The organism is Thermobifida alba (assembly GCF_023208015.1).
In the GTDB taxonomy this organism is placed as follows: Bacteria; Actinomycetota; Actinomycetes; order Streptosporangiales; family Streptosporangiaceae; genus Thermobifida; species Thermobifida alba.
Genome location: NZ_CP051627.1, coordinates 4,632,868 through 4,651,766, shown reverse-complemented (window position 1 = coordinate 4,651,766; position 18,899 = coordinate 4,632,868). Strand labels below are relative to the sequence as shown.

The 18,899-nt window shown below is 70.6% G+C and carries 20 protein-coding genes; 13 read left to right on the top strand and 7 right to left on the bottom strand.

Translation table 11 applies throughout. The features are described 5' to 3' along the window. Window positions 1-2: 2 nt before the first annotated feature. From FOF52_RS20860 to FOF52_RS20850, 3 genes are all read left to right on the top strand, one after another. Window positions 3-179, top strand: coding sequence for a DUF6104 family protein (locus FOF52_RS20860; protein ID WP_248591585.1), 177 nt, complete (start codon window positions 3-5; stop codon window positions 177-179). Between the two features lie 204 nt (window positions 180-383). Further along, window positions 384-1,238: a DUF4097 family beta strand repeat-containing protein gene (locus FOF52_RS20855; RefSeq protein WP_248591584.1), complete on the top strand. Its 855-nt coding sequence runs from the start codon at window positions 384-386 to the stop codon at window positions 1,236-1,238. Further along, the gene (locus FOF52_RS20850) at window positions 1,235-2,104 is read left to right on the top strand and encodes a PadR family transcriptional regulator (protein ID WP_341849702.1); all 870 of its coding nucleotides are present in this window, start codon (window positions 1,235-1,237) and stop codon (window positions 2,102-2,104) included. Before FOF52_RS20855 ends, FOF52_RS20850 begins: the two co-directional genes overlap by 4 nt. A 143-nt stretch (window positions 2,105-2,247) precedes the next feature. Here the strand turns inward: FOF52_RS20850 and FOF52_RS20845 are convergent, their stop codons facing one another. Continuing rightward, window positions 2,248-3,426, bottom strand: a complete 1,179-nt coding sequence (locus tag FOF52_RS20845; protein ID WP_248591583.1) for an NAD(P)-dependent malic enzyme — start codon at window positions 3,424-3,426, stop codon at window positions 2,248-2,250. Window positions 3,427-3,863: 437 nt separating this feature from the next. Between FOF52_RS20845 and FOF52_RS20840 the strand changes: the two genes are divergently transcribed. The 6 genes from FOF52_RS20840 (at window position 3,864) to FOF52_RS20815 (ending at window position 8,688) form a co-directional block, all read left to right on the top strand. Then, window positions 3,864-4,748, top strand: a complete 885-nt coding sequence (locus FOF52_RS20840; protein WP_248593961.1) for an ABC transporter substrate-binding protein — start codon at window positions 3,864-3,866, stop codon at window positions 4,746-4,748. A 9-nt stretch (window positions 4,749-4,757) separates the two neighbouring features. Continuing rightward, window positions 4,758-5,723, top strand: coding sequence for an amino acid ABC transporter permease (locus FOF52_RS20835; protein ID WP_248591582.1), 966 nt, complete (start codon window positions 4,758-4,760; stop codon window positions 5,721-5,723). Window positions 5,724-5,732: 9 nt separating this feature from the next. Further along, window positions 5,733-6,521, top strand: a complete 789-nt coding sequence (locus tag FOF52_RS20830) for an amino acid ABC transporter ATP-binding protein (RefSeq protein ID WP_282573780.1) — start codon at window positions 5,733-5,735, stop codon at window positions 6,519-6,521. 118 nt (window positions 6,522-6,639) lie between these two features. Next, window positions 6,640-7,122, top strand: coding sequence for a GNAT family N-acetyltransferase (locus tag FOF52_RS20825; RefSeq protein ID WP_248593959.1), 483 nt, complete (start codon window positions 6,640-6,642; stop codon window positions 7,120-7,122). Between the two features lie 340 nt (window positions 7,123-7,462). Further along, window positions 7,463-7,888 carry an ATP-binding protein gene (locus FOF52_RS20820; RefSeq protein ID WP_248591581.1) on the top strand — a complete coding sequence of 142 codons (426 nt, stop codon included), beginning with the start codon at window positions 7,463-7,465 and terminating at the stop codon, window positions 7,886-7,888. After that, window positions 7,885-8,688 (top strand): RNA polymerase sigma factor SigF, encoded by an 804-nt coding sequence (locus tag FOF52_RS20815; protein ID WP_248591580.1) that lies wholly within the window; start codon window positions 7,885-7,887, stop codon window positions 8,686-8,688. Before FOF52_RS20820 ends, FOF52_RS20815 begins: the two co-directional genes overlap by 4 nt. A gap of 51 nt (window positions 8,689-8,739) precedes the next feature. On the opposite strand, the gene FOF52_RS20810 is transcribed toward FOF52_RS20815, so the two are convergent. Further along, complete coding sequence (locus FOF52_RS20810) at window positions 8,740-9,141, bottom strand: hypothetical protein (RefSeq protein WP_248591579.1); 402 nt, start codon at window positions 9,139-9,141, stop codon at window positions 8,740-8,742. A 108-nt stretch (window positions 9,142-9,249) separates the two neighbouring features. Between FOF52_RS20810 and FOF52_RS20805 the strand changes: the two genes are divergently transcribed. Next, the gene (locus FOF52_RS20805; RefSeq protein ID WP_248591578.1) at window positions 9,250-10,185 is read left to right on the top strand and encodes a diacylglycerol/lipid kinase family protein; all 936 of its coding nucleotides are present in this window, start codon (window positions 9,250-9,252) and stop codon (window positions 10,183-10,185) included. Between the two features lie 345 nt (window positions 10,186-10,530). After that, window positions 10,531-10,794, top strand: coding sequence for a WhiB family transcriptional regulator (locus tag FOF52_RS20800; protein ID WP_248591577.1), 264 nt, complete (start codon window positions 10,531-10,533; stop codon window positions 10,792-10,794). A 20-nt stretch (window positions 10,795-10,814) separates the two neighbouring features. On the opposite strand, the gene FOF52_RS20795 is transcribed toward FOF52_RS20800, so the two are convergent. Continuing rightward, the gene (locus FOF52_RS20795) at window positions 10,815-12,377 is read right to left on the bottom strand and encodes a sensor histidine kinase (RefSeq protein WP_248591576.1); all 1,563 of its coding nucleotides are present in this window, start codon (window positions 12,375-12,377) and stop codon (window positions 10,815-10,817) included. A 163-nt stretch (window positions 12,378-12,540) separates the two neighbouring features. Between FOF52_RS20795 and FOF52_RS20790 the strand changes: the two genes are divergently transcribed. Next, the gene (locus tag FOF52_RS20790; protein ID WP_248591575.1) at window positions 12,541-13,287 is read left to right on the top strand and encodes a GntR family transcriptional regulator; all 747 of its coding nucleotides are present in this window, start codon (window positions 12,541-12,543) and stop codon (window positions 13,285-13,287) included. A 139-nt stretch (window positions 13,288-13,426) separates the two neighbouring features. After that, window positions 13,427-15,088, top strand: a complete 1,662-nt coding sequence (locus FOF52_RS20785; RefSeq protein WP_248591574.1) for an acetolactate synthase — start codon at window positions 13,427-13,429, stop codon at window positions 15,086-15,088. Window positions 15,089-15,103: 15 nt separating this feature from the next. On the opposite strand, the gene FOF52_RS20780 is transcribed toward FOF52_RS20785, so the two are convergent. The 4 genes from FOF52_RS20780 to FOF52_RS20765 form a co-directional block, all read right to left on the bottom strand. Beyond that, on the bottom strand, window positions 15,104-15,490 hold the full coding sequence (locus tag FOF52_RS20780) for a thioesterase family protein (protein ID WP_248591573.1): 387 nt from the start codon (window positions 15,488-15,490) through the stop codon (window positions 15,104-15,106). Window positions 15,491-15,521: 31 nt separating this feature from the next. Beyond that, window positions 15,522-15,734: a biotin/lipoyl-binding carrier protein gene (locus tag FOF52_RS20775; RefSeq protein ID WP_248591572.1), complete on the bottom strand. Its 213-nt coding sequence runs from the start codon at window positions 15,732-15,734 to the stop codon at window positions 15,522-15,524. 179 nt (window positions 15,735-15,913) lie between these two features. Continuing rightward, window positions 15,914-17,239 carry an HD-GYP domain-containing protein gene (locus FOF52_RS20770; protein ID WP_248591571.1) on the bottom strand — a complete coding sequence of 442 codons (1,326 nt, stop codon included), beginning with the start codon at window positions 17,237-17,239 and terminating at the stop codon, window positions 15,914-15,916. After that, window positions 17,236-18,639: an HD-GYP domain-containing protein gene (locus FOF52_RS20765; RefSeq protein WP_248593958.1), complete on the bottom strand. Its 1,404-nt coding sequence runs from the start codon at window positions 18,637-18,639 to the stop codon at window positions 17,236-17,238. Before FOF52_RS20765 ends, FOF52_RS20770 begins: the two co-directional genes overlap by 4 nt. Window positions 18,640-18,899 lie beyond the last annotated feature (260 nt).

Sequence of the window (18,899 nt, the reverse complement as noted above, 5' to 3'; positions counted from 1 at the left end):
CGATGTACTTCACCGATCGCGGAATCGAGGAGTTGGAGAAGCGCCGCGGCGAGGAGGAGGTCAGTCTGGCGTGGCTCGCCGAGCAGCTGCGGACCTTCACCGACCTGCACCCGGAGTTCGAGACCGCCGTCGACCGGCTGGCCACCTGGCTGGCCCGCGACGATGAGGACGACGAGTAGCGCGGCCTCCGCGTGACTCTCCAGGCCCCCGGCCACTGCGGCCGGGGGCCTTTCGCGTTCTCGGGGCGAGGCCGTCCCCGGTCCGGGGTAGGGGACTCCCGGAGGGGAGGTCGGGGACTTCCCCGGTATCTCGCGACATATCTTGAGACTGGCGCCATCGCGACATATCGTGTTTCCAGAGGCGCTTACCAGAAGGGGACCGCGATGGCACGTTGGACCATCGACCAACCAACCACACGCACACTCGACGGGATCGTGGCCCTGCGCGTGCGCGTCATCGGCGGCCACGTCAACATCCTGCCGACGGACGACCCGGTGACCTTCGAGGTCTCCGAACTCTCGGGCGAACCGCTGCTGGTCTCGCACGAGGCCGGAATCCTCACCATCACCTACGACGACCTGACCCGCGACGGAGTCCTGGACCGGTTGAAGCCGATCCAGCTGGGCAGCTACCGGGACCTGCCCCGCCGCAGCGCGACCGTCAGCGTCCGCGTTCCGCACGACTGCCCGGTCGAGGTCACCGCGGCCACCGCGTCGGTCGTGGTCGCCGGGATGAGTGCCAAGACCCAGCTGCGCGGCGGATCGGGCGACGTCACCCTGGACGGCGTGGGCGGTGAGATGGAGGTCAGCACCGTCTCCGGAGACCTGGAGGCACGCAACCTCACCGGCAGGCTCTCCTACAAGAGCGTCAGCGGCGACCTGGAGGTCGCCGGCGGTCAGTTCGCCGAGCTGTCCGCCAAGACCGCCTCGGGGGAACTGCTCGCCGACGTCGACCTGGCCCCGGCCGCCCGGGTCGCCCTGGGGACCGTCTCCGGCGAGGTGGCCCTGCGCCTGCCCGCCGACACCTCCGCCACGGTCGACCTGCGCTCCGCCACCGGGACCCTGGACTCGGCGTTCAGTCTGGACCGGAAGGACGCCCGCGGACTCAGCCGGCTCAGCGGCACGATCGGCTCGGGGATCGACCCCGCCACCGTCACCACGACCACCGTCTCCGGCGCCGTCTCACTGCTGCGCCGTGCGGCCGACACTCCGGCCGCAATCCCGAAGGGGGACGCATGAGCACCATCTTCGGCCACGGCCGACTCCGCCTCTACCTGTTGAAACTGCTGGACGAGAGCCCCCGCCACGGTTACGAGATCATCAGTCTGCTGCGGGACCGGTTCCTCGGCATCTACTCCCCCTCCCCCGGCACCATCTACCCCCGCCTCGCCCGCCTGGAGGAGGAGGGGCTGGTCACCCACGAGGAGGTCGACGGACGCAAGGTCTACCGGCTCACCGACAAGGGCCGCGCCGAACTGCGCGACCGCAGCCGGGACCTGGAGGACCTGGAACGGGAGATCACCGAGTCGGTCCGCGACATCGCACAGGCCGTGCAGCGCGACGTCCGCGACACCATCAGCCACCTGCGGGAGGAGTTGAAGTACGCGGCCCAGAGCACCCGGCGCGTCCGCTCCGAACAGCAGAAGGCCGGGAAGGCCGGAAAAGCCGGGAAGACCGGTGACGTCTGGAGCCGGGTCGCCGACGAGGAGGAGCGGACCGGCGGGGACCGCCGACGGGACCGGGGGGAACGCGAGCACGGCTTCCAGTGGGGCCGCGAGTGGAGCCGCGAGTGGGAGAAGTTCGCGCACGGCTTCGGCTGGGTCTCCTGGGGCCGGGGCCCCCGGGAGCGCGCGGCGTTCGGCGACTTCGAGCAGACCCTGCACGACTTCACCGAACGGGTCCGCGGCCTCGTCCGCGAGGCGGGCAGCGTCAGCGAGGCCGCCGTCGCCGACCTGCGCCGCATCCTGGACGAGACCTTCGAGGTCATCCGCCGGGACACCGCCAACTGGGGGCCTCCGGCCCCCGACTCCGCCTCCCGGCGCTCCACCGAGGGCACGGAGGGGGCGGACGGCTCCGAGAAGGGAACGGACGACTCCACGAGCTGAGCGGCACGCACCCGCGGCCCGCTCCGAGGAACCGTGACCCCCGGGGGCCGGGGAGGGCCCGCCCCGGCGGTCCGGTGCCCGTGACGGGGAACGGCCCGGAGGGAGAACCCTCCGGGCCGTCCGCTGCTCCGGACTTCCGGGCGTCAGGCCCGGGCCACCCCGTCCTTGCGGGCCTGGTCGGCGACGGCCGCGGAGACCGCCGGGACGACCCGCTCGTCGAACGGGCTGGGGATGATGTAGTCGGGCGCGAGGTCGTCGCCGACCAGGTCGGCCAGCGCGGTGGCCGCCGCGAGCTTCATGTTCTCGGTGATCTGCGTGGCCCGCACCTCCATCGCGCCGCGGAAGACGCCGGGGAACGCGAGCACGTTGTTGATCTGGTTCGGGAAGTCGCTGCGCCCGGTGGCCACGACCGCCGCGTACCGGTGGGCCACCTCCGGGTGGACCTCCGGGTTGGGGTTGGCCATGGCGCAGATGATGGCGTTGTCGGCCATCGTGGCGACGACCTCCTCGGGCACCTCGCCCGCCGACAGGCCGACGAACACGTCGGCTCCGACCAGCGCGGACTCGATGGACCCCTGAAGTCCGGCCTTGTTGCTGATCGCGGCGAGCTCCGCCTTGTACTGGTTGAGCCCGGGCCGACCCTCGTAGATGAGGCCCTTGCTGTCGGCCACCGCGATGTCGCCGATCCCGCCCCTGATCAGCATGCGGGAGACCGCGATCCCCGACGCCCCGGCTCCGGACACCACGGCCCGCAGCTCGCCGAGCTCCCGACCGGTGACCCGGGCCGCGTTGCGCATCGCGGCCAGCGCCACGATGGCGGTGCCGTGCTGGTCGTCGTGGAAGACGGGGATGTCGAGACGCTCCCGCAGCCGCCGCTCGATCTCGAAGCAGCGCGGAGCGGAGATGTCCTCCAGGTTGATCCCGCCGAAGGACGGCGCCATGCGGACCACCGTCTCGACGATCTCGTCGACGTCGGTGCAGGCCAGCGCGATCGGCACCGAGTCGACCCCAGCGAACTGCTTGAACAGCAGCGCCTTGCCCTCCATGACGGGCAGGGAGGCCTCCGGGCCGATGTCCCCCAGTCCGAGCACGGCGGTGCCGTCGGTGACGACGGCGACGACCTTGTTCTTCCAGGTGTAGGTGTCCACCAGTTCCGGGTTGTCGGCGATGGCGGTGCAGACACGCGCCACACCCGGTGTGTAGGCCAGGGACAGGCCCTCCTGGTCCCTGACCTCGATGGTGGAGTGGACTTCCAGCTTGCCGCCGCGATGCAGAGCAAACGCGGGATCGTCGTCAAGCCGGGAACTGTGGTCGCTGGTCACGTGAAAACCCCTCAGTGAATCCGTGCGCGTCCCCCTCGGCGTTGACGGGGACAGTGATGCGGTGGGAAGCAGCGAGCGGAGAGGGTCGAAGAGGCGTGTGGGGGGACTCGTCCACACCGATCGTCTGCGACCGGTTGCGGCGGTCGGACTCTCCGCAACGGTTGTGCGGAAGCGCTGCCAGCGGTACGGGGGGTGGCCCGTTACTCAATCATCTCACAACGGTGACCCCAGACCCATGCCAGGAGGGGACGATTGACATCTATCACCCCACAACTCGGTGTGCCATGCGACGCTCTCACAGCTTCCGCACGCGACAGATCGGCCCGCTCACCGGCAGGCCGGCACCTCAGAAGGAGGAAACCGACGTGAAGGACCTGCGGTACCCCGCGGAATCCGCGACAGACCGGGACACGCAGCTCTCCGCTCTCCGCAGCCGCCTGCCCTACCTGGTGGCGTTGCCCACGGCGGCCGTGCTGACGCTGAGCGCCTGCGGAGGCGGAGGCGAGGAGGCGGCCGAGGGAGGCGGCTCCCCGGCGGTGGCCGTCGACGAGGAACTCGCCGCGATGGTCCCCGAGGAGATCGCCGGGCGGGGCGTCATCACCATCGGTGTGGACAGCGAGTACCCGCCGGCCGAGTTCCTGGACACCGACGGGCAGACCGTCCTCGGTTTCGACGTGGAGCTGTTCGACGCCGTCGCGGGCAAGCTCGGTCTGGAGACCAAATGGCAGTCCGCCCAGTTCGACTCCATCATCACCGGCGTGAACTCCGGCAAGTACGACGTCGGGGTCTCCTCGTTCACGATCACCGCCGAACGGCTGGAGAACGTGACCATGGTCAGCTACCTCGTCGTGGGCACCCAGTGGTTCGGGCTGGCGGGCAACCCCGAGGGGGTCGACCCCGACGACGCCTGCGGCAAGCGGATCGCGGTCCAGGCCGGCACCATCCAGGTGGACGACATCGAGGCGCGCAGCGACAAGTGCGTCGACGAGGGCAAGGACCCCATCGAGATCCAGCAGTTCGAGAGCCAGACCCAGGCGACCTCGTCGGTGGTGTCGGGGCAGAGCGACGCCAGCCTCGCCGACCTGCCGGTGGCCGCCTACGCGATCGAGCAGACCGGCGACAAGCTGGAGACCTACGGGGAGCAGTACGAGGCCGCCCCCTACGGCGTGGTGCTGCCCAAGGAGGAGACCGAACTGGCCGAGGCGATCCGGGCCGGCTTCGCCGCCATCATGGAGGACGGCACCTACGACGAGATCCTCGCTGAGTGGGGCATCGCCAGCGGCGGTATCGAGACGCCCGAAGTCAACCCGGACGCGGAGTAACGGTCGACTGTGAACACGCGAACCGGTCCGTCCCGGGCGGAGACCTCCCCGCCCGGGACGGGCGCCCCCGAACTCATCCGGGCCGTTCCGGTCCGGCACCCCGGCCGCTGGGTCGCCGCCGGGGTGCTGCTGGTGCTCACCGCCATGTTCGTGCACATGCTCGTCACCAACGAGGCGTTCAACTGGCCGTTCATGGCGGCGAACATGTTCTCCGAGCCGGTGCTCCTCGGGGTGCGCACCACGCTCGTGCTGACCGTGCTGGCGATGCTCATCGGCGTCCTGGTCGGTGTCGTCGTCGCGATCATGCGGCTGTCCGGCAACCCGGTGCTGGCCGGGGTCGGCTGGCTGTACACCTGGTTCTTCCGGGCGGTGCCGCGCCTGGTGCTGTGCGTGCTCTTCGGCAACCTGGGAGTGCTCTACAACCGCATCGACCTGGGCCTGCCGTTCGACCACTACTGGGCGCCGCTGCTGGGCCTGGACACCGGTGCCCGGTTCTTCTCCTTCGACACCCGGGACCTCCTCACCCCCTTCGTCGCGGCCCTGTTGGCGCTCGCGCTGTCGGAGGGCGCCTACATGGCCGAGATCGTGCGGGCGGGCCTGCAGTCGGTGGACCCGGGCCAGACCGAGGCCGCCCAGGCACTGGGCATGCGGCGGTTCACGGTACTGCGCCGGATCACGCTGCCGCAGGCGCTGCGGGTGATCGTGCCGCCGACCGGCAACGAGGCCACGGCGATGCTCAAGGACACGTCCCTGGTCGCCTACGTGCCGCTGACCACGGAGCTGTGGTTCCAGTTGCAGGCCATCGGCAACCGTACCTACGACCCGTTCCCGATGCTGGTCGCCGCGTGCCTGTGGTACCTGGCGATCACCAGCGTGTTCATGATCGGCCAGTACCTGCTGGAGCGCTCCTTCACCAAGGGCGACCGGCGGGCGGGGGCCGGGGTGAGGCTGCTGCGGGTCCAAGCCAGGAATTGAGGCGCTTCGATGGTCGAAGACAACACTTCCGCGGCGGACAGCCGCATGGTGGTGGCCGACAACGTCCACAAGCACTACGGGCGGACCCACGTGCTGCGCGGGATCGACCTGGAGGTGCGGCGCGGCGAGGTGTGCTGCGTGATCGGGCCGTCCGGCTCGGGCAAGTCCACCTTCCTGCGCTGCATCAACCACCTGGAGAAGATCAGCGCCGGCCGGCTGTGGGTCAACGGCCAGCTGATGGGCTACCGGGAGAAGGGCGGCAGACTCCACGAACTGCGCGAGTCGGAGATCGCCGCGCAGCGCCGGGAGATCGGCATGGTGTTCCAGCGGTTCAACCTGTTTCCGCACATGTCGGTACTGGCCAACGTGATGGAGGCGCCGGTCCAGGTCAAACGGGTGCCCCGGGACGAGGCCCGCGGCATCGCGATGGACCTGCTGGAGCGGGTCGGCCTGGCCGACCGGGCCACCGCCTACCCGGAGCAGCTGTCGGGCGGACAGCAGCAGCGGGTGGCGATCGCCCGGGCCCTGGCGATGAGCCCCTCGCTGATGCTGTTCGACGAGCCCACCAGCGCGCTCGACCCCGAACTGGTCGGCGAGGTCCTGGACGTGATGAAGGACCTCGCCGAAGGGGGGATGACCATGATCGTGGTGACCCACGAGATGGGCTTCGCCCGCGAGGTCGGCGACACCCTCGTCTTCATGGACGGCGGTGTGGTGGTGGAGCGCGGCACTCCCCGGGAGGTCCTCGGCTCCCCGCAGCACGAACGGACCCAGGCGTTCCTGTCCAAGGTGCTGTGAGGCCCGTCGGGGCCGCGGGGGCGGCGGGAAGCCGCCGCCCCCGCGGCCCCGACCGCCCGGCACCGGGGTTAACGTGGACGGGTCGTCGGCACCGACTCGTCATGCTGTGAGGTCTGCTGTGATCCGTCCCGCCCGGCCCGAGGACGTTCCCGTCATCGCCCAGCTGGTTCGCGATCTGGCGGAGTACGAGAAGGAACCGGAGTCCGCGACGGCCACCGAGGAGGACTTCGCCGCCGCACTGTTCGGCGCGCATCCGGCGGCCTTCGCGCACGTCGCCGAGCACACCGCTGAGGACGGCTCCACCGAGGTCGTGGGGATGGCCCTGTGGTTCCGCAACTTCTCCACCTGGACCGGACGCCACGGCATCTACCTGGAGGACCTGTACGTGCGCCCCGAGTTCCGGGGGCTCGGCTACGGCAGGGCGCTGCTGACCGAACTGGCCCGGATCTGCGTGGCCCGCGGATACCGGCGGCTCGAATGGTCGGTACTCGACTGGAACGCCCCGTCCATCGAGTTCTACAGGTCGCTCGGCGCGGTCCCCATGGACGGGTGGACGGTCTACCGCCTCGACGGGGACGCACTGCTCAAGCTGGGACAGTAGCCGACCCCGGCGCGGCTGCCCCGGGAAGCACCTCCCCGGGGCAGCGGTCGGGAAGCCGCTCGCGCGCGGTTCCCGGACGGCCCGCCGGGCCGCGGCACCGTCCCGCTCTCGCGTCTCCCGCTCGACGAACGCCTCGCGGGCCGCGTGCATGCTCCGTGGCGGTGGTCCGGGAAACCCCCTCCCGTCGACGCTCCGGCCCGCGGCCCCAGCGGATGGCGCCCGCGGCGCAGACCTCCTCACCCTGCGTGAGCGGAAACGGATCAGCGCGCACCTGTCACGCACCCGGGGGGAACAAGATAGATTGCTTACAAGCGGCAATCTCGCTTCCCTAAGGAGGGACGTGACCGAAGACACCGCTGTACCGACGGCGGACGCCATGAGCGTGAGAGACACGGTGACGGTCCGTATGCCCGCGGACAGCGCCTATCTCTCCGTGCTCCGCACGGCCACAGCAGGGCTCGCCGCCCGTCTCGATTTCACGCTGGACGAGATCGAGGATCTGCGCATCGGTGTGGACGAGGCGTGCGCGATGCTCCTCACTCAGGCACTGCCCGGTACAGACCTGACCACGGAGTTCGAACTCACCGGGGACGGGATGCGCATCAGCGTTTCGGTGCTGACCACGGACGGTCGGCCGCCGGCGCGCGACACCTTCGCATGGACCGTGCTCTCGGCGTTGGCCGGTGACGTCGACGCTGTCGTCGGCTCTGATGACCGGGTATCCATCGTCCTGCACAAACGCCGCGACCCGGTGGAGTCGGTGTGAGTGAAAGGGGGCCCGCTCTGACGGCGCAAACGGAACACTCAACGCCTGACCGGGCCCGTGCGCGGGAGCTGTTCGAACGTCTGGGAGAACTCGACCCGGACTCGCCGGAACGCCAGCGCATCCGGGACGAACTCGTCGAATTGCACCTTCCCCTGGTGGAATACCTCGCCCGGCGGTTCCGCAACCGGGGCGAGTGGCTCGATGACCTCACCCAGGTGGCCACGATCGGGCTGATCAAGTCCATCGACCGCTTCGACCTGAGCCGCGGGGTGGAGTTCTCCACCTACGCGACCCCGACCATCGTCGGCGAGATCAAGCGGCACTTCCGGGACAAGGGATGGGCGGTGCGGGTTCCGCGCCGTCTCCAGGAGCTCAAGCTCTCGCTGACCAAGGCCGTCAGCGAACTGTCCCAGCGGCAGGGCCGCGCTCCCACGGTCGCCGAACTCGCCGAGTACCTCAAGATGACCGAGGAGGAGGTGCTTGAGGGGCTGGAGTCGGCCAACGCCTACTCCACCGTGTCCCTCGACGCCCCCGACAACGGTGACGAGGACGCTCCCGCGGTCGCCGACTCGCTGGGGATCGTGGACGAGTCCCTGGAGGGCGTGGAGTACCGGGAGTCCCTCAAGCCGCTCCTGGAACGGCTGCCTCCCCGGGAGAAGCGCATCCTGCTGCTGCGTTTCTTCGGCAACATGACCCAGTCGCAGATCGCCGCGGAACTCGGCATCTCGCAGATGCACGTGTCCCGGCTGCTGGCGCGCACGCTCGCGCAACTGCGTCAGGCTCTCACCACAGACGACTGACCGATACGTTCCGCCCGCGTCACGGTCACCGGCGCCCGTGGCGCGGGTCTGTCATCTCCGGTTGCGGGAACCGCCCTCCGCCGGGAAGAGGGTCGCCGTCGTCGGCGGGGCCAGCACCAGGGCCAGGGTGAGGAGCGCGAAGGCCCCCAGGCCGAGGCTCATCCGGGGCTGCTCGCTGGTCCACAGGTAGTAGGCGACCACCAGGGCGAAGATCTGGGTCAGCACGACCGGGGTGCGCGCCCAGTCCCTGAGGTTGAACAGGCCCCAGGAGACGTAGCAGAGCGCGGCGCCGCCGCCGAAGGCGAACACCGCCAGGGGAAGCGCGAAGCTGATGTCCGTCGCATGGCCCAGCAGCGTGTTGACCAGGACGTAACCGCCGAGGACGAGCAGCAGCAGCCCGAGCAGCGCTTCACACGCCACGGCGAGGACAAGGGTGATCGGTCGTCGGGACACGGCTTCACTGTAACCCGCTCCCTCCGGCCCCCGTGACGGGACCTTCGGCCCCCCGAGGGGGTCCCCTGCCCGTGCCCCGTGCCCGCGGGCGGTCAATAGACTGGCCGGGTGCGCGCCCTGTTCATCTCCAACCCCCAGGCCACCACGACGACCCCTCGTTCGCGTGAGGTGATCGTCCGTGCGCTCGCCAGCGACATCAAACTCGACACCGCCCTGACCGAGTACCGGGGCCACGCCGTGGAACTGGCCAGGCGGGCCGCCGAGGACGGCTACGACATGGTGATCAGTTTCGGCGGCGACGGGACTGTGAACGAGGTGGCCAACGGCCTGCTCGCCGTTCCCGAGGAGCAGCGGCCGATCTATGCCGCCCTGCCGGGCGGCAGCGCGAACGTGTTCGTCCGCGCCCTGGGGCTGCCCGTCGACCCCGTGGAGGCCACCGGGGCGATGCTGGAGGCGCTGCACACCGGGTCGCGGCGCACGGTGAACCTGGGGCACATCGACGGTCCGGACGGGGGGCGCTACTTCACCTTCTGCGCGGGGTTCGGCTGGGACGCCGACGTGGTGCACGAGGTCGAACGGCAGCGGCGGCGCGGCCGCCGGGCCTCCCCCGCCCTGTACGTGGCCATCGCGCTGAACCTGTTCCTCCGGGGCGGTGTGGGCGGCGACCCGTCGCTGAGCGTGCGGATGCCGGGGCGCCCCCCGGTGCCGGACCTGTACTTCGCGCTGGTGACGAACACGACCCCGTGGACCTACGCGGGGCCGTCCCCGGTGCAGCCGACACCCCGGTCGCGTTTCGAGCTGGGCCTGGACGTGTTCGCGTTGACCAGGGTGGACACGATGACCACGGCCAACGTGCTGCGCATGATGTTCTCGGCGAAGGGGGTGCCGCCCCGGGGGAGCGGCTACCTCACCTGGCACGACCGCGCGGAGTTCACGATCCAGTCGCGGCGGCCCCGAGCGTTTCAGATCGACGGAGAGTACCTCGGGCACCGACAACAGGTCAATTTCCGATCGGTTCCGAAGGCGTTACGAATTGTGGCTTAAGGGGACATAAAACCGCAGGTCAGGGCGCCTGTGACGTACGCGACACCCTATAACGGGCTTTAGTGCGCCATCTCTCTTGAAAGCTTCTCTTAACCCTGCCACGCTCAAAGTATCGCCGCACGTTACGGGCACGTTAACGGTTGGTTCCGGGTTCGACGGTCGCGGATTCCTCGGCATCCGCGCGTAGCGACCGTCGCAGACCACCGCGACGTCCCGTGTGGGGCGTGCGAAGAAAGGGAGCGGGGACCGTTGGACACACCATCACTGCGGCCCCGAAGCGCCCTGCTTCGTGAACTGTTTCACAAGGTTGACGCCCCGACCGCCTCACCGTGAGGAGTGACCCGCATGGACTGGCGCCATCACGCTGCCTGCCGTGACGAAGACCCCGAACTGTTCTTTCCGATCGGCACCTCCGGTCCGGCTCTGATCCAGATCGAAGAGGCCAAAGAGGTATGCCGCCGTTGCTCTGTCAGCACCGCCTGTCTGCAATGGGCTCTGGAGACCGGCCAGGACGGCGGAGTCTGGGGCGGTATGAGCGAGGACGAGCGCCGCGCCCTGAAGCGCCGCCGCTCCGTCCTTCCCGCCGCCCGACTGCGTACCGCGGTCTGACCAGTCCGTCTCGTCTCGTCTCAGTTGTAGTACTGGACCTCGTGGTCCACCGGCAGATCCAACAGGACCTTGGTGCCGCCGCCCTCCTGGGGAGTCATCTCCAGACGGCCCGCGAGTTCGCCCGTCACCAGGGTCCGAACGATCTGCAGTCCAAGGCTACTACTGGTTTCCAGGTCGAAGTCGGCGGGGAGGCCTGATCCGTTGTCGACGACCTCGATGATCAGTCGCCCCGTCCCCCTCCCACCGTCGTCCGTTCCCGGCACCGGCGCCTGACGGCGCACCCGCACCTCGATGGTGCCGGGACCGTACTCCAGTCCGTGCTCGACCGCGTTCTGCACCAGTTCGGCCAGGACCATGGACAGCGGGGTCGCGACCAGTGCGGACAGCAGGCCGAAGTGCCCCACCCGGCGCGGCGCCACCGCCGCGCCGGTGGAGGACACCTCCGCGGCCATCTCGATGACGCGGTCGGCGATGTCGTCGAAGTCCACCGTCTCGTCCGGGGTGTGGGAGAGCATCTCGTGGACGATCGCGATCGACCCGACCCTGCGCACCGCCTCCTCCAGCGCCGCCCGGCCCTCGGGGTTGTGCAGCCGGCGGGCCTGCAGCCGCAGCAGGGCCGCGACGGTCTGCAGGTTGTTCTTCACCCGGTGGTGGATCTCCCGGATGGTGGCGTCCTTGGTCATCAGCTCCCGCTCCCGGCGGCGCAGCTCGGTGACGTCGCGCACCATGACCAGCGCCCCGATCCGCTCCCCGCTGACGGTCAGGGGGATGGCGCGCAGCTGGACGGTGGTCCCGCGGGCCTCCACCTCCGCCTCCAGCGGCACCCGGCCGCCCGCGGTCCAGCTCAGGGATTCGTCCCGGGGGTCGGGGTCCGCGGACAGCTCCACGGTGGTGCGCGCCAGCGACGTTCCGACCAGGTCCGTGGCCAGCCCCAGACGGCGGTAGGCGGACAGGGCGTTGGGACTGGCGTAGACCACCCGGCCCTCGCGGTCCAACCGGAGCAGGCCGTCCCCGACCCGGGGGGAGCGGACCATCAGCGGCCCCTGCTCACTGAACGGGAAGCCGCCCTCGGCGATCATCTGCGCCAGGTCACTGGCGCTCTGCAGGTAGGTGAGTTCCAGGCGGCTGGGAGTGCGTGCGGCGCTGAGGTTGGTGCTGCGCTGGATCACCCCCAGCATGATCCCGTCCCGACGCACCGGGATCGTCTCCTCCCGTACCGGGACGCCTCCCGACCAGTCGGGGTCGCCCTCCCGGCAGATCCGTCCCTCGCGCCAGGCGCGGTCGATCAGCGCGCGCTTGGTCCGCATCGGCGGGGGCACGGGGTCCTGCTCCTCCGGGCCCTCGGGCGCGTCGGGCAGGACCGTCTCGACGAGGTCGTCCTGGAAGGCGGTCGGCCCGGTGGTCGGCCGCATCTGGGCGACCGCGATCCACCCGTCGTTCTCGCGCAGCCGCGTCCAGAGCAGCAGATCCGCGAAGGACAGGTCGGCGAGCAGCTGCCAGTCGGAGACCAGGGCGTGCAGCCACTCCAGGTCAGCCGTGGTGAGCGCCGTATACCGTCGGATCAGATCGCTGAGGTGAGGCACTCACAAATCATCCCACGGGGGAAGGCATACTCAAGAGATGCATCTTTCTACCAATGGCCTAGACCAGTCGCCGCCTTCCGGCGTCCCGACTACGCGTCGGACCGCCGGCACTGCGAAGATGCGTCAAACGCCGAACGGGCGGGGAGTGGTGGAGGAAATCGACGTGACGGGTCAGCGAACTGTTGAGGACAGCCCCCGGGTTCCGAAGTACTACCAGGTCAAAAAACAGCTCCTGGAACTGATCGAGACGATGCCCGCCGGCAACCCGGTGCCACCGGAGCGTACGCTGGCGACCCAGTTCGGCACGTCCCGCACGACGGTGCGGCAGGCGCTCACCGAGATGGTGGTGGAGGGACGCCTGCTGCGTATCCAGGGCAAGGGGACCTTCGTCGCCAAACCGAAGGTGACCCAGGTGCTGCAACTGACCAGCTACACCCAGGAGATGCGCTCGCACGGCCTCCATCCGGACACCCGGATCCTCGACGTCAGCTATGTCAACGCGGACGAGGAGCTGGCCGGCCTGCTGGCCATCCGGCTCGGCGGCCGGGTGCTGCGCATCGAGCGGCTGCGGCTGGCCAACGGCGAACCGATGGCCGTGGAGACCGCCCACCTGCCCGCGCGCCGGTTCCCGGGACTGCGCCGCCGCCTGGACCGGCACGCCTCGCTGTACGAGGCGCTGGCGACCGTCTACGACGTGCACCTGGCCGAGGCCGAGGCGACGATCGAGACCGTGCTGGCCACCCCCAGCGAGGCCCGGCTGCTCGGGGTGGACGTCGGGCTGCCGCTGGTCCTGCACTGCCAGCACAGCTTCGACGCCGAGGGCCACCCGGTGGAGTGGGTGCGGTCGCTGTACCGCGGCGACCGGTACAAGTTCGTCACCCGCCTGCGCCCCCCGAAGGAGCGGAACTAGGGGACGGATCCCGCACGGCTCCCGGGGGACCGAATCCTGTGAGGCACCTCACCCACGAGTGCTACTCACTGGTAATTTACTGGTGGGCGGACCTCTTCCGCCCCCATTCGGTTACCGCACCCAAGGAGCGTGACGGCACATGGGCTCCTCTCCCTTCTCCGGGCGACTCACCGGCCACGGCGGCAGGCACGCCGTGGAGGTCGCCCGCCACCACGGCGTGGACACCATCTTCACGCTCTCGGGCGGGCACGTCTTCCCGGTCTACGACGGCGCGGTCCAGGCCGACCCCCCGATGCGCCTGCTGGACGTCCGCCACGAGCAGACCGCCGTGTTCGCCGCCGAAGCCGTCGGCAAACTCACCCGACGGGCCGGCTGGGCGGTGCTCACCGCCGGGCCGGGAGTCACCAACGGCGTCAGCGGGGTGGCCACCGCACACTTCAACGGCTCCCCCCTGGTCGTGGTCGGCGGACGGGCGCCGGACAGCCGCTGGGGCCAGGGCCTGCTCCAGGAACTGGACCAGCCGCCGCTGTTCTCCCCGATCACCAAGCGCGCGTGGACCGTCCACGACCCCGCACTGATCGGCCCGGCCCTGGACGAGGCGTTCACCCTCGCCAACGCCGCGCACCGGGGCCCGGTGTTCCTGGACATCCCGATGGACCGCCTCTACGACCAGGCCGAGGTCACCCTGGAGGGAGACGGCTCCGCGGCCGACCGCTCCCCCGACCCCGACGCGGTGGCCGCCGTCGCCCGCCTGCTCGGCGAGGCACGGCGACCGGTGCTGGTGTACGGCTCGGACGTGTGGCTGGACGGTGCCGAACAGGTCGCCCTGGAGGCCGCCGAGGAACTGGGCGTCCCGGTGATCACCAACGGCCAGGGACGCGGCGTGCTCCCCGCCGGACACCCGCTGCTCGCCACCCGCGCCCGGGGGCTGGCCCTGGGGAGTGCCGACCTGGTCGTCGTCGTGGGCACCCCGCTGGACTTCCGGCTCAACCACGGCCTGTTCGGCGGCCGCGACGGCGCCCCACTGGCGCGCACCGTGCACATCACCGACTCCCCCGCCCAGCTCGCCACGCACCTCACCCTGGCGGGAGCGGTCTGCGGCGACCTGGCACAGATCCTGCGCGCCCTGGCCGAACAGGCCAGGCCCCGCCCCGAGGTCGCCCAGTGGCGGACGGAGGTGGCCGAGGCGGCCGCCGCGACCGCGGCCAACGACCGCGAGGCCCTGAACAGCGACGCCTCCCCCATCCACCCCGCCCGCATCTACGGCGAACTGAACCGGATCCTGGACGACGACGCGGTGGTGATCGGCGACGGCGGCGACTTCGTCTCCTACGCGGGCAAGTACGTGGAGCCGCGCCGCCCGGGCCACTGGCTGGACCCGGGACCGTTCGGCTGCCTGGGCACCGGGATGGGGTACGCGATCGCCGCCCGCCTGACACACCCCTCCTCCCAGGTGGTGGCCCTGTTCGGGGACGGCGCCCTGGGCTTCTCCCTGGCGGACGTGGACACCCTCGTCCGGCACGACCTGCCGGTGGTCATGGTGTGCGGCAACAACGGCATCTGGGGCCTGGAGAAGGCGCCGATGCAACTGGTCTACGGCTACGACGTGGTCGCCGACCTGGCCCCGCAGACCCGCTACGACCAGGTGGTCACGGCGCTGGGCGGCGGCGGGGAACTCGTCACCGACCCCGCCGAGATCGGTCCGGCGCTGCGCCGCGCCTTCGACTCGGGCGTCCCCTACCTGGTCAACATCGTCACCGACCCGGAGAACGTCTACCCCCGCAAGACCATGGGCGTGTGAGCTCCGGGGCCGGGCTCACTCGCCGCGGCGCGCCCCGGCGAGGAAGCGTTCGCGGTGGACGACGACGCGCTCGACGGTTCCCACGGCCACCTGGCGGCCCTCCTGGGTGACGGCGACCTCGAAAGCCAGCCGTCTGCCCTCGACCCGGACCAGGTGCGCCGTGGCCACCACCCGCGCCCCCACCGGCGTGGGCGCGGTGTGGGCGAGCCGGACCTCCGTGCCCACCGTCGTCCGCCCGGCGTCCAGGCGCCCGGCGAGCGCGGCGACGGTGGCGGCCTCGGCCAGCGCCAGCACCCGCGGGGTGCCCAGGACGGGAACGTCTCCGCTGCCCAGCGCCGCGGCGGTGTCGGCGTCGGTGACCGTCAGTTCCGCGGTGCCGGTCAGTCCGGCGTCGATCGGCATGGGGCCGCCTTCCACTCGTGTGCCGTGCTTCCTACTCGACCACCGCGAGCAGGTCGCCCTCCCGGACGACGTCGCCCTCGGCGACGGCGATGTCGACGATCCTGCCCGGATCCTCGGCCAGTACCGGGATCTCCATCTTCATGGACTCCAGGATCAGCAGCGTGTCGCCCTCGGCGACCGTGTCGCCCGCCCGCGCCGTCACCTTCCAGACGCTCGCGGCCGTCTCCGCGCGGATCTCGGCCATCGCCCGCTTCCCTCCCGTGTTCGTCGGCCGGTCGGTTCCGGGGGATCCGGGGGACACCTGTCGTCGGCTGCTTCCCGCGAGGGCGGAGGCGGGTGGGCCGCACCGCGTCGGGCCCCAGCATAGCGACGCGCCCTCCGCTCCCCGCCTCCCACAGCGCCCGCGGCGCGGGCGCTGTGGCCTCAGTCGCCCCGCCAGTGGAAGTCCGGCCGCTGCAACACCGTCGCCAGCGCCTCGACCACCACGGGGTCGTACTCGTGCCCGGTGTCCATGCGCAGCCGCTGCAGCACCGCCTCGACGCGGTCGCGGTCCGCGGAACCGCCGACCAGGTCGTCGAAGGCGTTGGCCACCTTGATGATCCGGCTGCCCAGCGGGGGCGGCCCCGCCTCGCCGTCGCCGGTGTACGGCTCGCACTGGCGGCGGACCAGTTCGGCCACTCCGTCGAGCACCCCGGTCTCGCGGACGATCGCCGCACCGAGTTCGGCGATGCTGCGCTGCTCCCGGGGGGAGGCCAGCACGGTGGCGCCGCTGGGGATGGGATCGCGCAGCGACAGCTGGCCGATGTCGTGCATGAGGGCGGCGTACTCCAGCTCCAGCAGCTCCGACTCCGACATCCCCAGCTCGCGGCCGATCCCCTGGGCCAGCCGGCTGACCCGGTGGGAGTGCCCCGTCTCGACGTAGCCGCCGACCTCGGTGACCCGGGACAGCGCCCGCACCGTCTGCAGGTAGGTGAGCCGGATCTGGGCGTAGCGCCGGAAGGCCACCTGGGTGACCAGCAGCGGCGCGGTGAACACCAGCAGCGTGGTCAGTCCCATGACGTGGACGGACAGCGCCATCAGGATGGCCGAGGCCCCCACCGCCATGCCGATGGCCACCTGGGCGCGCATCTCGTCGCGCACCGTGACCCCGAAACGGGTGCGCAGGCGGTCGGCGCGGATCGCGGCGGCGGCCACCGAGTCGGCCGCCCACACCCCCACCACGATCACCGCCATGAGGAGCAGGGTCATCCACCACAGCGGCCCCTCCAGGTCGATGAGGGCCACCAGGGGGCGGAAGAGCAGGGCGATGATCGCGACGTTGAGCAGCCTGCGGGCCAGGTCCCCCCAGTGCGGCGGGCGGCCCACCATGACGTGCGGCAGTTCCCCGAGCGCCATGCCCACCGCGACCACCGCCACGACCTGCACCCCCGAATGGGGGACGGGGTCGCCGGCGATAGTGAAGAGGAAGGCGTAGGACATGGCGGAGGCCGAGGCGATGGGGGCGGCCTCGCGTCCGCCGGGCAGTGCGATGCGCGCGAACTCCCCCAGGGCGACCAGGACTCCGAAGGCCAGCGTGACCCGCGGCTGTTCGAAGCCGCTCACGGCGGCCGTCCACAGCAGTGAGCCCGCCGCACTGACCAGCGCCGCCCCGATCAGCAGCGGGCGGGTCCAGCCGACGGCCCGCCACTGCCTGCCGTGGCGGGCTCCCCGGGATCTGTGCGGTGAGACGGTCGGCGCGCTGTTCATCATGATCCGGCCGTCTCCTCCACGACCCCGACCGCGACGTCGGCTCCCGTCTCGGCCGCGCCCGCCGGCACGACCTCGGCCGGCGCCTCCTCGGCTCCGCCCTCCGCCCCGGTCGGCGGCGTCTTGGCCGCGAGGCTCTCGCACTCGTCCTTCAGCGGCTCGACGAGGTCGGGCACCTCCCAGCCCTCTCGTTCGACCGCGCGGACCAGGGCCTCGACCATCCGCGGATCGAACTGGGTGCCCGCGCACCTGCGCAGTTCGGCGATGGCGTCCTCGGCGCTCCACGCCGTGCGGTAGGAGCGCGTGGAGGTCAGGCAGTCGAACACGTCGGCCACCGAGACCAGCCGGGCTGCCTCGGGGATGTCCTCGCCCGCCAGTCCCTTCGGGTACCCGCCGCCGTCCATGCGCTCGTGGTGGTGCAGGATTCCGGCCAGCGCCTCGTCGAGGAAGCCGATCTCCCGCACGATCTCGTAGCCCCGCATGGGATGCAGTTGGATGGCCGCGAACTCCTCCTCGGTGAGCTTCCCGGCCTTCTGGAGGATCTTGGTGGGCACGCCGAGCTTGCCGATGTCGTGGAGCATGCCCGCGTAGCGCATCGTCTGCACCCGCTCGGCGGACATGCCCAGCTCCTCCGCGATCATCGCGGCGGCCTTGGCCACCCGCATGCAGTGGCCCCGCGTGTAGTAGTCCTTGGTCTCCACCGCCTGGCACAGCGTGGCCAGGGTGGCCTCGTGGGCGCGCTGCTGGAAGACGTACTGGTCGAAGGCCCAGCGTGCGATGAACAGCGGAAGCAGGACCAGCAGCACGGCGAACGGGCCGACCGCGCCCCAGATGGCGGCGATGAACAGGCCGAGCATGGCGTAGCCGATGGAGGACAGCTCCAGGGTGGCCAGCGGCCGCCACCGCATGTGGCGGGGGCGTTTCAGCCGCAGCTCACCCAGGGACCGCATCAGCCCGGTCATCAGCAGTGTGTTGCACAGGGAGAACGTCAGGACCGCTGCGGTGAAGGGGAGGATGATCCACGGGAACATCTCCGGTTCCGGGACCCCCATCCTCCCACCGAGCAGTTGGAACACCGTCCCCGAGGCGTATCCGGCGACCACGAACTGCGCTCCGTTGAAGAGCCGTTTGACGAGGTCCTGTCTCCGGATGACCAGCCCCGAGGCGATACCGACAACGGCGGCGCCCACCGGTCCCACCAGGACGACAGCGGCAAGAGAGGCCGCCGAGGCCGGCGAGATCCCCGTCTTGCCGCTGTCGACCATCGTGGCGATCGATTCGGCGATCACGAACAGGATCGCCAGAAGCAGGAGAGTGCCCAGGTCGACCTCTGCTATGGGGCCGAGGAGCACTCCCAGGAGTATGACGGTGGCGGCACCGAGCACGACAAGGCCCACGTACAACCGCGCGGCCACGGGTAGGGCACGCAATTCCCGCTCCTTCTCGTCGTCCTGCAGCCGACCATTCCGCCATGCTCCCAGAGATCCGGACCTACCACCAGGTCCATCCGGTGACCGTCGTGACGAACATGGCCACGGCGGCCAGGTGCAGCATGAGACCGTTGAACAACCAGAACATCCCTATCCCCGCCTTTCTAGCGCCCCCCGCGCTTTTCGCCTCGCAAACGAAGGCATGAAATTTCCTCCCTGAAGGGGATGTGGCG

Excerpts from the sequence above, each read along its gene's own strand:
- FOF52_RS20860 (WP_248591585.1), top strand. The coding sequence starts at position 3 with ATGTACTTCACCGATCGCGGAATCGAGGAGTTGGAGAAGCGCCGCGGC.
- FOF52_RS20855 (WP_248591584.1), top strand. The coding sequence starts at position 384 with ATGGCACGTTGGACCATCGACCAACCAACCACACGCACACTCGACGGG.
- FOF52_RS20850 (WP_341849702.1), top strand. The coding sequence starts at position 1,235 with ATGAGCACCATCTTCGGCCACGGCCGACTCCGCCTCTACCTGTTGAAA.
- FOF52_RS20830 (WP_282573780.1), top strand. The coding sequence starts at position 5,733 with ATGGTCGAAGACAACACTTCCGCGGCGGACAGCCGCATGGTGGTGGCC.
- FOF52_RS20800 (WP_248591577.1), top strand. The coding sequence starts at position 10,531 with ATGGACTGGCGCCATCACGCTGCCTGCCGTGACGAAGACCCCGAACTG.
- FOF52_RS20785 (WP_248591574.1), top strand. The coding sequence starts at position 13,427 with ATGGGCTCCTCTCCCTTCTCCGGGCGACTCACCGGCCACGGCGGCAGG.
- FOF52_RS20780 (WP_248591573.1), bottom strand. The coding sequence starts at position 15,490 with ATGCCGATCGACGCCGGACTGACCGGCACCGCGGAACTGACGGTCACC.
- FOF52_RS20775 (WP_248591572.1), bottom strand. The coding sequence starts at position 15,734 with ATGGCCGAGATCCGCGCGGAGACGGCCGCGAGCGTCTGGAAGGTGACG.
- FOF52_RS20770 (WP_248591571.1), bottom strand. The coding sequence starts at position 17,239 with ATGATGAACAGCGCGCCGACCGTCTCACCGCACAGATCCCGGGGAGCC.